The organism is Leclercia sp. G3L (assembly GCF_021117075.1).
Classification (GTDB): Bacteria; Pseudomonadota; Gammaproteobacteria; order Enterobacterales; family Enterobacteriaceae; genus Enterobacter; species Enterobacter adecarboxylatus_C.
This window is the reverse complement of the sequence record NZ_CP088265.1, coordinates 3,576,708-3,588,949: the sequence shown is the minus strand read 5'-3', so window position 1 is coordinate 3,588,949 and position 12,242 is coordinate 3,576,708. Positions and strand designations below refer to the sequence as shown.

The 12,242-nt window shown below is 61.4% G+C and carries 11 protein-coding genes; 1 reads left to right on the top strand and 10 read right to left on the bottom strand.

Annotated features, from left to right (window positions below):
- Window positions 1-1,236: 1,236 nt before the first annotated feature.
- The 4 genes from nhoA to LRS40_RS18595 all read right to left on the bottom strand — a co-directional run bounded on the left by nhoA (window position 1,237) and on the right by LRS40_RS18595 (window position 5,505).
- Window positions 1,237-2,082 carry an N-hydroxyarylamine O-acetyltransferase gene (gene nhoA, locus LRS40_RS18610; RefSeq protein WP_231312318.1) on the bottom strand — a complete coding sequence of 282 codons (846 nt, stop codon included), beginning with the start codon at window positions 2,080-2,082 and terminating at the stop codon, window positions 1,237-1,239.
- 71 nt (window positions 2,083-2,153) lie between these two features.
- Window positions 2,154-3,809, bottom strand: coding sequence for an iron ABC transporter permease (locus LRS40_RS18605; RefSeq protein ID WP_231312317.1), 1,656 nt, complete (start codon window positions 3,807-3,809; stop codon window positions 2,154-2,156).
- A gap of 38 nt (window positions 3,810-3,847) precedes the next feature.
- Entirely contained in the window at window positions 3,848-4,816 is a 969-nt protein-coding gene (locus LRS40_RS18600; RefSeq protein WP_231312316.1) for an ABC transporter substrate-binding protein, read from the bottom strand.
- Complete coding sequence (locus LRS40_RS18595; protein ID WP_231312315.1) at window positions 4,813-5,505, bottom strand: ABC transporter ATP-binding protein; 693 nt, start codon at window positions 5,503-5,505, stop codon at window positions 4,813-4,815. Before LRS40_RS18595 ends, LRS40_RS18600 begins: the two co-directional genes overlap by 4 nt.
- A gap of 136 nt (window positions 5,506-5,641) precedes the next feature.
- Between LRS40_RS18595 and LRS40_RS18590 the strand changes: the two genes are divergently transcribed.
- A complete protein-coding gene (locus LRS40_RS18590; protein ID WP_142489517.1) occupies window positions 5,642-6,217 on the top strand; it encodes a flavin reductase family protein in 576 nt (191 codons plus the stop codon).
- On the opposite strand, the gene LRS40_RS18585 is transcribed toward LRS40_RS18590, so the two are convergent.
- The 6 genes from LRS40_RS18585 to LRS40_RS18560 all read right to left on the bottom strand — a co-directional run bounded on the left by LRS40_RS18585 (window position 6,211) and on the right by LRS40_RS18560 (window position 12,239).
- Window positions 6,211-6,828 carry a serine protease gene (locus tag LRS40_RS18585; protein WP_231312314.1) on the bottom strand — a complete coding sequence of 206 codons (618 nt, stop codon included), beginning with the start codon at window positions 6,826-6,828 and terminating at the stop codon, window positions 6,211-6,213. The two genes, LRS40_RS18590 and LRS40_RS18585, sit on opposite strands and share 7 nt — an antisense overlap.
- Before the next feature lie 16 nt (window positions 6,829-6,844).
- On the bottom strand, window positions 6,845-8,947 hold the full coding sequence (gene fusA / locus LRS40_RS18580) for an elongation factor G (RefSeq protein WP_231312313.1): 2,103 nt from the start codon (window positions 8,945-8,947) through the stop codon (window positions 6,845-6,847).
- A 174-nt stretch (window positions 8,948-9,121) separates the two neighbouring features.
- A complete protein-coding gene (locus LRS40_RS18575; RefSeq protein ID WP_231312312.1) occupies window positions 9,122-9,457 on the bottom strand; it encodes a type II toxin-antitoxin system RelE/ParE family toxin in 336 nt (111 codons plus the stop codon).
- A gap of 28 nt (window positions 9,458-9,485) precedes the next feature.
- Window positions 9,486-9,719 (bottom strand): type II toxin-antitoxin system Phd/YefM family antitoxin, encoded by a 234-nt coding sequence (locus tag LRS40_RS18570; protein ID WP_142489521.1) that lies wholly within the window; start codon window positions 9,717-9,719, stop codon window positions 9,486-9,488.
- A 291-nt stretch (window positions 9,720-10,010) separates the two neighbouring features.
- Window positions 10,011-11,273, bottom strand: a complete 1,263-nt coding sequence (locus LRS40_RS18565) for a glycerate kinase (RefSeq protein ID WP_255673231.1) — start codon at window positions 11,271-11,273, stop codon at window positions 10,011-10,013.
- 3 nt (window positions 11,274-11,276) lie between these two features.
- Window positions 11,277-12,239: an isocitrate/isopropylmalate family dehydrogenase gene (locus LRS40_RS18560; RefSeq protein WP_231312311.1), complete on the bottom strand. Its 963-nt coding sequence runs from the start codon at window positions 12,237-12,239 to the stop codon at window positions 11,277-11,279.
- Window positions 12,240-12,242 lie beyond the last annotated feature (3 nt).

Sequence of the window (12,242 nt, the reverse complement as noted above, 5' to 3'; positions counted from 1 at the left end):
AAACCATGCCGGGTGGCGGCTCCGCCTTACCCGGCCTACAAAAACCGCACCATACCGTAGGCCGGGCAAGTGCATGCGCCGCCCGGCGTTGCAGACCGCAAGGTGCCAAACCATGCCGGGTGGCGGCTCCGCCTTACCCGGCCTACGAAAGCCGCACCATACCGTAGGCCGGGCAAGCGTATGCGCCGCCCGGCGTTGCAGACCGCAGGGTGCCAAACCATGCCGGGTGGCGGCTCCGCCTTACCCGGCCTACGAAAACTGCACCATACCGTAGGCCGGGCAAGCGTATGCGCCGCCCGGCGTTGCAGACCTCAGGGTGCCAAACCATGCCGGGTGGCGGCTGCGCCTTACCCGGCCTACGAAAACCGCACCATACCGTAGGCCGGGCAAGCGTATGCGCCGCCCGGCGTTGCAGACCGCAGGGTGCCAAACCATGCCGGGTGGCGGCTCCGCCTTACCCGGCCTACGAAAGCCGCACCATACCGTAGGCCGGGCAAGTGCATGCGCCGCCCGGCGTTGCAGACCGCAGGGTGCCAAACCATGTCGGGGAGCGGCTGTGCCTTACCCGACCTACGAAAACCGCACCATACCGTAGGCCGGGCAAGTGCATGCGCCGCCCGGCGTTGCAGACCGCAGGGTGCCAAACCATGCCGGGTGGCGGCTCCGCCTTACCCGGCCTTCGAAAACCGCACCATACCGTAGGCCGGGCAAGTGCATGCGCCGCCGGGCGTTGCAGACCGCAAGGTGCCAAACCATGCCGGGTGGCGGCTCCGCCTTACCCGGCCTACGAAAGCCACACCATACCGTAGGCCGGGCAAGCGACAGCGCCGCCCGGCGATGCAGACCGCAGGGTGCCAAACCATGCCGGGTGGCGGCTCCGCCTTACCCGGCCTACGAAAGCCACACCATACCGTAGGCCGGGCAAGCGACAGCGCCGCCCGGCGTTGCAGACCGCAGGGTGCCAAACCATGCCGGGTGGCGGCTCCGCCTTACCCGGCCTACGAAAACCACACCATACCGTAGGCCGGGCAAGCGACAGCGCCGCCCGGCGATGCAGACCGCAGGGTGCCAAACCATGCCGGGTAGCGGCTCCGCCTTACCCGGCCTACGAAAACCGCACCATACCGTAGTAACGCGGTGAAAAAGGGAACGGCAACCGCCGAAGAACTGGATGCCGTGAGAATACGCGCTAAAGTTTTAATCGGGTAAAAGAAAGGGGCTGTCGCCCCTTCCCGCCTATTTCCCCGCCTGCGGATGGGTTTCAAACCCGGCCATCACCGCCGTCAGTTCTGCCAGTGAAAAACCGTACTTCGGATCGTCCACGCCCAGCCCAAACCGCTCCTGCATCAGCTGATATAGCGCCGCTGCGTCCGGCAGGTTGATCTGCTCCACCACATGCCCCTCCTGCCAATGGGTAAAGTGCAGATTGGTGAGCGTCAATTTGCCGCCGTCCGGCAGATGCCGACACATCAGCAGATGATGACGAAAATGGGACTGCGGCCAGTGCGCGGACCAGAAGTTGCCCATCACGTAATCGGTCTGATACTGGGCGGCGAGATCGAAGTGATACATCGACTGCCAGTGATCGTGATGACGGAACTGGAGCACCCAGTCCTGGCCGTCGTTGATCAGGCGGTAGACCCCGTGCGGGGTCGCCTGCTCCTCCTCGGCGATCAGCCGAATCGGCGCGGTTAGCGTCTGCCCGCCAAAGCCCACATCGGCTATCCAGCGCTCGCCATTCAGCTCGACCAGCAGCAGACGATGGGTGCGCGGCGGCATCTGTGCCGGGTTTGCCAGTACCACCCGACCCAGCAGGCTGCGGACGTTAAACCCTACTTCACGCAGCGCCCGCTCAAACAGGCCGTTTTGCTCAAAGCAGTAACCGCCGCGTCGGGCGGTGACCAGCTTATCGGCCAGGGAACGATCGTCGAGCTGGATCTCCCGCGGCAGCACCACATCGATATTTTCAAACGGGATGGCGCTGTTGTGCTGCAGGTGCAACGCCCGCAGGATGTCGATATCCACAGAAACCGGCTGCTGCCAGCCGGTACGGGCGAAATACTCGGTCAAAAACGGGGTCATGGTGGGCTCCTTTAACAATGCTTCCTTGTTTATAAACTATTTTTCCTCAACCACTGTCGTAAATGTGCTTTTTACCCGCGCGTTGTGCGTTGCATGATCCCCAGCGCCGTCAGCATTAATACCAGCCCGGTAAGCAGCGTCAGCGTAGCCATCGCCATCCCCTGTCCGACGGATCCCTGCTCGAACTGCCGCCAGATAAACACCGACACGGTTTGCGTCCCCGCCGGGGCCAGCAACAGCGAGGTGACCAGCTCGCGCGAGGCGATAGCGAATACCATCAGCATCGCCGCCAGCATCGCCGGGGAGACCAGCGGCAGGACGATAAAGCGCAAGGCCTGCAACGCCGACGCGCCATGTACCCGCGCGGCAGGCTCCAGATTCCCACCCAGCTGGCGCAGCGCGCTGCCGACATAGCGCACCGGCCACGGCAGCAGCAGGCAGCAGTAGGACAGGAGCAGGATCGCCCAGCTGTTATAGGGCGTGACCGGCCAAAACGGCTGGTTCCACAGCAGGATCAGCCCCACGCCCACCACCACGCCGGGTAACGCCGCGGGCATCAGGGACAGGGCATCCAGCACGCCGCGCCCTTTGATCTTCTGCACCACCACCAGCCAGGCGGCCAGCAGGCCGAGCAGCCCGGTAATACAGGCCGCCCCCAGCGCCAGCGACAGGCTGGTGCCCAGCGCCGACAGGGCATCCCCCTGCTGGCTGAATAGCGCCGCATAGTGAGCGCCGGTCAGATTGGCGAGCGCCACCCCGCCCGATAAGGTGCCCAGCACCCCGGACAAGGCCATCGAGGCCCCCGGCAGGATCACCGCGATAAACCCGGTCAACGCCAGCAGCGCTACCACCGGCAGGGTAAAGCCCCCGGCATCCGCGCCCATGTTCTCCGTCGGTTTGCCGGTAATGCTGGTCACATCCTGATGGCCGGTCAGTCTTTTCTGCAACCACCAGGCGCTCAGGGCGATGGTCACCAGCACCACCGAGAGCATCGATGCGCCGGAGAGATCGATCGGCCATTCAGCGAGTTTTTTCTCGATATCGGTGGTCAGCATCATTACCCCGGCACGGGTGCCGAGCGCGGCGGGCACGCCATACTCTTCAATCGCCAGGGTAAAGGCCAGCAGCATCCCCGCCGCCAGCGACGGCGAAAGCATCGGCAGGGTGATATGCCAGAACGCCCGCCCCGGCGTCGCGCCGTGAACCCGCGCCACCAGGGCCAGACGCTGCCCGCTGGCCAGCAGGCTGCGCGACACCGCGAAATAGACCACCGGGAAGATATTCAGGGCCATCACCAGCACAATCCCGGTCTGGCTGAACAGCAGATTATTCAGGTTGAGCCCGGTGAGCTGTTGCAGATAGCCATTGGTTTGCAGCACCAGCATCCACGACAGCGCGGCGATATAAGGCGGGGTTAAAAACGGGATCAGAAACAGCAGATCCCACAGTCGGGGCAGCGGCAGGTTCAGCAGCCCGCGCGCCACGCCGAGGGGAAAGCCAATCAGCGCGCTGACCAGCGCCACGCCGACGGCCACCTGCAGCGTACCGCCCAGCATGGTGGGCAATTGCGGTTCGGCCAGCAGCGTCGCAACGCCGCTAAAGGCCCCGGAGAAGACCCCGGCGCTGAAGTGCGGAAACACCGCCTGCAGCAGAATAAAGACCAGCGGAAACGCCACCAGGATCACCAGTAGCGCCAGCGTCGTCACCGACAAGTATTTAGGATTCACAAAGCAGTCCTGAAGACGGGGTTGCCCCCGTCACATGATTATAAGGTGAAGAGCGTGTTGAAACGCTTGAGGATATCGCTGCGTTCGCTTGTACCGTCGCTTTTGGTCGGCAGGATTTTCAGATCGTTGAGCAGCGGACGCTTAGCCTGCACGTCGCCGCGGGCGGGCATCAGCCAGGCATCGGCCACCATCGCCTGGCCTTCCGGAGAGAGGACGTAATCGACGAAGGCTTTGGCATCCTCCGCATGCTGGGTGGATTTGAGGATCATCATCGGGCGCGGGGCAATCACCGTCCCGCTGGCCGGGAAGATCACCTTCAGGGATTCGCCCTGGCTGATGTTGCCATACGACACGTAATCCACCGCGCCGAACACCGCCGCTTTCGCCCCCTGCATCACCGGCGTTACCGCCTGGGCATTCGGGCCGCTGACCACCATGCCGTTCTTTTTCAGCTCATCAAACAGGGTCCAGGCCTTATCGCCCATGCCATTTTGCAGCCCGATCAGCAGATCCAGCGAGGCGCCGGAGAGCGCCGGGTCCGGGGTGGTCACTTTGTCTTTGAAGGCGTCGGTGGTCAGATCGCGCCACTCTTTCGGCTCCGGGGTGCCGCTTTTGGTGTTCCAGACGATGCCTAAGGCCGAGACGCCCTGCGCCACATAGTCGTCTGATTTCAGTTCTGCGGGCACCTTCGCCGCATTGGCGCTCTGGTACGGCAGCAGCCAGCCGCGGTTGTGCAGATCTTCTGCGGTATCCCAGGAGGCGGAGATCAGAATATCGGCCTGCGGATTGGCCTGTTCCGCCTCGAGGCGGGCCATCACCTTGCCGGTGGTGGCCTGGAAGATATCCACCTTCACGCCGGTTTTCTTTTCAAAGCCGCTGGCGAGGCTTTTGGCGAGCGACCCCGGGCCTGCGGTGTAGACGGTCAGCGCGTGCGCGCTGGACATCATTACGGACGATAACGCCATGGCTAACAGAACTCCTTTTTTGACGGACAATGCAGCTTTCATGCGAACTCCCCTGAGGATGTAATCAAACGATCGGCAGCGACGCTGCCAGCAGACAAATGCACGATGCGATCGGCCAGGATTTCAGCCTCCCGGCTGTCGTGGGTAACATAGACGGCGGTGGTGCCGAGCTGGCGCAGCAGCGTGGCCATCTCGTGACACAAGGTTCCACGCAGTTCGCTGTCGAGGTTGGAGAGCGGCTCGTCGAACAGCAGCACCCGCGGCTCGGCGACAATCGCCCGGGCCAGCGCCACGCGCTGTTGCTGCCCGCCGGAAAGCCCGGCGGGTTTGCGGTCGGCGAAATCGCTTAAGCCGACGCGGGCCAATGCCTGAGCCACGCGGCTGTCGCGTTCCTGACGCGGGATTTGGCGCATCTTCAGCGGGAACATCACATTCTGTGCCACGGTCATATGCGGCCAGAGGGCGTAATCCTGGAACACCATGCCGATGTCCCGGGCTTCCGGCGGCAAGGCCCAGCCGGTTTTCGCCACCAGCCGTTCGCCAAAATGGATTGCCCCCTGGGCGGGCTGGGTTAACCCTGCCAGCAGACGCAACAGCGTGCTTTTGCCGCAGCCCGAGGGGCCCAGCAGCGCAACCACGCTACCCGGCTCGATATGCAGATCGATTTGATTCAAAACGGTATTCGCGCCAAAAGCGTAGGAGACGCCTTTGAGCGTTATGGAAGTGAGCATATTGTTATCCTCTTTGGGATTTGATGCTCGCCACTGTAGGCAGCTTATGTGACGTATACATGACGTAAATGTTGCGTATTGATTTCCGATGGCTTTCAGACGTTTAATGCTCTGATGCTATTTATGAGGAATTTCTATGAGCCACTTCCGCCCCGTTGAGTTAATGCACGCCAGCCGCCTGTTGAATCACGGCCCGACCGTTTTAATTACCAGCCGCGACGACACCCTTGATCGGCGCAACGTGATGGCCGCCGCCTGGTCAATGCCGGTGGAGTTCGAGCCGCCGCGGATCGCCATCGTGGTGGATAAAAGCGCCTGGTCACGGGAGCTGATTGAGCGCAGCGGCATGTTCGGGATCGTCATTCCCGGCGTGGCGGCGACCAACTGGACCTACGCGGTGGGTAGCGTCAGCGGCCGCGATGAGGATAAGTTCAACTGCTACGGTATTCCGGCCATCAACGGTCCGGTGCTGGGGTTGCCGGTGATCGAGGAGAAGTGTCTGGCGTGGATGGAGTGCCGTCTGCTGCCCGCCACCTCGGCGGCGGAAAAGTATGACACCCTGTTTGGTGAGGTGGTCTCTGCCGCGGCGGATGAGCAGGCGTTTGTCGCCGGACGCTGGCAGTTTGATGACGATAAGCGCAATACCCTGCATCACCTTGGCGCGGGGACCTTCGTCACCAGCGGCAGGCAGGTGAAAGCGCCGGGTCAGTAGGTCTTATAGGGGATGCGCATCCGGTCCAGCAGGTTGGTAAAATCCTGGACCGCGACGAACGCCACCGCCCCTTTGCCGGGGATGACGTTGGTGATGATGCCCACCGTCTCCCCGGTCAGGCTGTCGATGACCGGCCCGCCTGACATGCCGGACACCGCCCCCGCCCCGGTGATGATGCCGTAGTAGCAGCCGTCACGCTTCACGAAGCCGTCGATTTTTCCCATGCTGGATTTAGGCAGACTATTAATAGCGCTGTAGCCGAACAGGGTAACGTTGCGCCCGACTCTGGCCCAGGCCAGCTGATGCACGATCTTGCCCCGGTTGTTATCGGCAATCACCGCCACGTCGCAGGCCGGATGTTGCGCCCTGACGGGCTTCAGCAACGGCACCGCGACGTGGGCGGCGGTAAGCGACAGCGTGCTTGAGACTGCAAAGGTGGTGCCCTGCATTCCGGCCGCAAGCCAGTTTAGCGGTGCAGGCAGGCCGATAAAGACGAGATCCGCCTGTTTCGTGGCGGAAAAATCAGTGCGGCTGGTACCGGACATCACCACGCACCCCAGCAACGTAAGGGGTGCCATGAGTGCGGCGAGAGCATAATGCAGACGCTTCATGGTTCACCCCTCGGCCCTACCTTTTCGACCGCCCGGCGATGATCTCATCGGCCACAATACGCGGAGCCTCGGCGTAATGGTGGAACTCCATGCTGTAGGTTGCCCGCCCCTGGGACATGGAGCGCAGCGTGGTGGCATAACCGAACATCTCCGCCAGCGGCACGTCGGCGCGGATAATCTGGCTGCCGAACTGCTCCTCCATCCCCTGCACCAGCCCGCGCCGGGACGAGAGATCGCCCATAATATTCCCGGCATACTCTTCCGGAGTTTCAACCTCCACGTGCATCATCGGCTCGAGAATGACCGGATCGGCTTTGCGCGCCGCGTCCTTAAAGCCGAATATCGCCGCCATGCGGAAGGCCATCTCCGAGGAGTCGACGTCGTGATAGGAGCCAAAGGTCAGGGTCGCTTTGATATCGACCACCGGATATCCCGCCAGTACGCCGCTGTTCATCGCTTCGCGCAGCCCTTTCTCCACCGACGGAATGTACTCCCGCGGCACCACCCCGCCTTTGGTGGCATCGACAAAGGCAAAGCCGCTGCCCGGCGCCTGCGGCTCGAGGCTCAGCATCACGTGACCGTACTGCCCTTTCCCGCCGGACTGTCGGACAAACTTGCCTTCGATGTCGTTTACCGCCCTGCGGATGGTTTCCCGGTAGGTGACCTGTGGACGGCCGATATTGGCCTCAACGCCGAACTCGCGCCGCATGCGGTCAACGATGATCTCCAGATGCAGTTCCCCCATCCCGGAGATAATGGTCTGGCCGGACTCTTCGTCAGTATGCAGGTGGAAGGAGGGATCTTCCGCCGCCAGCCGGTGCAGCGCGATGCCCATTTTCTCCTGGTCAGCTTTGGTTTTCGGCTCGATGGAGAGGGAGATCACCGGGTCCGGGAACTCCATCCGCTCGAGGGTGATCACCGCGTTGGGGTCGGTCAGGGTATCGCCGGTAGTGACATCCTTCAGCCCGACGCAGGCAGCGATATCCCCGGTCCGCAGCTCCTCGACGTCATGTCGGTCGTTGGCATGCATCAGCACGATGCGCCCGATGCGCTCTTTTTTGCCCTTCACCGGGTTAAAGACCGCGTCGCCTTTTTTCAGCACCCCGGAGTAGACGCGGATAAAGGTCAGCTGCCCGACGTAGGGGTCGGACATCAGCTTGAACGCCAGCGCCGAGAAGGGTTCGTCGTCGTTGGGGTGACGCTCGGCGTGCTGCCCTTTCTCATCCACCCCGTCGATGGCGGGAACGTCGAGGGGCGACGGCATCAGCTCAATCACCGCATCCAGCATCCGCTGCACCCCTTTATTTTTGAAGGCGCTGCCGCACAGCATCGGCTGGATCTCCCCGGCCACCGTGCGTTTGCGCAGGCCGCGAATAATCTCCGCCTCGTCGAGATCGTTGGTTTCGAGGTATTTATCCATCAGGTCGTCGCTGGCTTCCGCCGCCGCCGAGACCATTTTATCCCGCCAGGTTTGGGCGGTCGCCTGGAGATCGCCCGGTACCGGGGCATAATTGAAGGTCATCCCCTGGGTGGCGTCATCCCAGATAATGGCCCGCATGTGGATCAGATCCACCACCCCGGTGAAGTGATCCTCGGCACCGATGGGGATCACAATCGGTACCGGGTGGGCTTTCAGCCGGTCGATCATCATCTGCACCACGTGAAAGAAATCAGCCCCCGGACGGTCCATCTTGTTGACGAAAGCGATGCGCGGCACCCGGTACTTATTGGCCTGCCGCCAGACGGTTTCCGACTGCGGCTGCACCCCGCCCACCGAGTCGTAGACCATCACCGCCCCGTCCAGCACGCGCATGGAGCGTTCCACCTCAATGGTGAAATCGACGTGGCCGGGGGTGTCGATAATGTTGATCCGGTGCGGCTCAAAGCCTCGGTCCATGCCGGACCAGAAGCAGCTCACCGCCGCCGAGGTGATGGTAATGCCCCGCTCCTGCTCCTGCGCCATCCAGTCGGTGATCGCTGCGCCATCATGGACTTCCCCCATCTTGTGGCTCACCCCGGTATAAAACAGGATGCGCTCGGTGGTGGTGGTTTTTCCGGCATCGATGTGCGCCGAGATACCGATGTTGCGATAACGCTCGAGAGGAATGGGCCGGATCATGATGCATCCTTCTTTAATGGACATGACAATCACGCGCCGGGTGAGCGCGTGCAGGTATGTAGATCAGTGTAGTGCTCTGTCAAAGTGGGGACGGGTGATTCCGGTGTGGTTCAACAGAGACAAGCAGAATGGTTTATTACAGAGAGCGGGACAAATGTTATCCTGGTCTTTGTTTCAGACGAGAATTAATCGTTTGAACAGTAACTGCTGAATATCCTGACGCTGGGACAGTATCGCGTGAGATGTTACCGTTTTTCCCTCGACGGAATAGAGAACTCTGTATCCGTCCCGGCTATTAAATTCGCGATACTTTGCACAACCAATTTTCAGGAGCTCTGGACAAATCTGGCATCCCAGAGGAAATTCGCGAACTGTATTTTCAAACTGTTCCAGGATACCTGCAATCACGGGACGCGGTTCAACCTCAGCCCGACGCAAGAATCTGACAATATCATCAATGCAGTATTTTGTAGTAAGCGTGTACTCAAAAACGATGTCGTTGTTATCCATCACTATGCCCTCGTTTCCATGAGGATACTCAATCATTTAATCCATCGAGTAATTGATCCTTTGAAAAAACTTTTCCCTCAGCCTTATCTTTTTCCGAAAGAGTAAGCAATTTTAGAAGCGCAATGGCATCTTCCCTTTCTTGTTGTTGTTCGTAAGATTCAATGACATATGCAGGAATGCCATTTTGGGTTACGAGAATAGGTTCAGAAAGATCGAGCGTTGCCGCATTTTTCTTAACGAAGCTAATAGTTTCAACTTTCATAGAGCCCCCTTGTTAGTAAATGAATCTTCAATTTAGTCTATATTTAGACCAAATTCAATCCACACCAATACCACATGGTAAGACACTGATACCTCAACAAAAGATTCTCGCTCCGGCGCTTTTTCAGTCTCGACAAAAAGGTACTGCGTTAAAAGCGAGGCGGCAATAGCCATTCCCGGAAGCGGCCTCGCAAATCGTTGAAAAAACGCCGGGTGGCGCTAACGCTTACCCGACCTACGGGATCGGTGTTGTAGGCCGGGCAAAGCGAAGCTGCCGCCCGGCAAAGCCACGTCAGGTGATCACTATCACCCGAATATCATTCACGTTGGTTAATGTCGGGCCGGTCACCACCAGATCGCCTACGGCGGCAAAGTAGCTGTAGCTGTCATGCCCGCGCAGCATCGCCTTCTCGTCCAGTGAGGTGCGGCTCAGCGTATCCGGGGTGACAATTGCGCCCGCCGCATCCTCGGTGCCGTCAATCCCGTCGCTGTCTCCGGCGATGGCGTAAATCCCCTTCTCGCCCTTCAGCGCACAGGCCAGCGCCAGCAGAAATTCGGTATTGCGCCCGCCGCGCCCGCAGCCCGTCTCGCCGATGGTGACCGTGGTTTCCCCACCGCTGAGTAATACTGCCGGGCCTTTCACCGGCAGGCCGTGCTGCTTCACCGATTTGGCGATCCCGGCCATCATAATACCCAGCTGGGCGCTTTCCCCCTCCAGGGCATCCCCCAGAATCAAGGGTGTGAAACCCATCCGCTGCGCCACGTCGGCGGCAGCGGCCAGCGCGCCGGAGGGGGTGGCGATCAGGCGGATATCGTCGTCTATTTCCTTTGCTGTCACCGGGGCTCGCGGCATGCGCAGCACCCGCATCACCGGTTCCGGCAGATCCAGGCCATAGCGGGCGATAATCTCCAGCGCCTCTTCCGCCGTGGAGCTGTCCGCCACCGTCGGGCCGGAGGCAATGCTCTGGGGATCGTCCCCGGGCACATCGCTGATGATCAGGGTGATCACCCGGGCGGGTCTGGCGGCCAGCGCCAGCCGTCCGCCCTTGATATCCGACAGCTGCTTGCGCACGGTGTTCATCTCGTGGATGGTCGCCCCGCTCTTCAACAGCGCTTTGTTCACCGCCTGCTTATCGGCCAGGGTGATGCCCTTGCGCGGCAGGGCCAGCAGCGACGAGCCGCCGCCGGAGATCAGCGCAACCACACAGTCGTCGGCGGTGAGGTGTTTGACCTGCTCCATCATCAGCATCGAAGCCACTTCGCTCATCGCATCCGAGACCGGGTGCGCCGCCTCGACGATGCGGATTTTTTGCGTCGGCACCGCGTGACCGTAGCGTGTCACCACCACACCCTGCAGATCGACGTCCGGCCAGGCGGCCTCCAGCGCGGCGGCCATGGCGGCGCTGGCTTTCCCCGCGCCAACCACCATGCAGCGCCCTCGTGGTTTCTCCGGCAGCGCGTTAATCAACGCCTCATGGGGGTCGGCACTCTTCACCGCTGCCATGAAGATCTCAGTAAGCGCCCCTCGCAGGGCGCTGTCGTCGTGTTGAGCCATAGGTCAGCCTTCTGCGATGGCGCGGATCACCGCCTGGGTGACCTCGCGGGTATTGGCCGTACCGCCCACGTCCGGAGTCATGATGCCCTTCGCGCAGACGGCCTCGACGGCGGCCATCAGACGTGCAGCAGCCTCGCCTTCGCCCAGATGCTCAAGCATCTGCGCCGCGGTCCAGAAGCTGGCGACCGGGTTGGCGATGCCCTTGCCGGTGATATCAAACGCCGAGCCGTGGATCGGTTCGAACATCGACGGGAAACGACGCTCCGGATCGATATTGGCGGTCGGGGCCACCCCCAGACTGCCCGCCAGGGCACCCGCCAGATCGGAGAGAATATCGGCGTGCAGGTTGGTCGCCACGATGGTGTCCAGCGACTCCGGGTGCAGGGTCATGCGCACGGTCATGGCATCCACCAGCATTTTGTCCCAGGTGACGTCCGGGAACTCGCGGGCCACTTCGGCGGCGATCTCGTCCCACATCACCATCCCGTGACGCTGGGCGTTGGATTTAGTGACCACGGTTAACAGCTTGCGCGGACGGGTCTGCGCCAGGCGGAAGGCGTAGCGCATGATGCGCGTGACTCCGGTGCGGGTGAAAATCGCCACCTCGGTACCCACCTCTTCCGGCAGGCCGCGGTGGGCGCGACCGCCGTGGCCGGAATATTCCCCTTCCGAGTTCTCGCGCACGATCACCCAGTCGAGGGTGCCCGGAACCGCCTTGCGCAGCGGGGACTGAATACCCGGCAGGATTTTGGTCGGACGGACGTTGGCATACTGGTCGAAACCCTGGCAGATCGGCATCATCACCCCGTGGGTTTTGTAGTAATCCGAGCCCCACTCGAAGGTGTGCACCGAGAAACGCATATCGCCCTGACGCTGGGCCAGCGCGTGTAACACTTCCACACCCGCGGTGATTACTTCCGGGCCGATACCGTCTGCGGGGATAGCTGCAATGGCGTAATCTTTCATGGT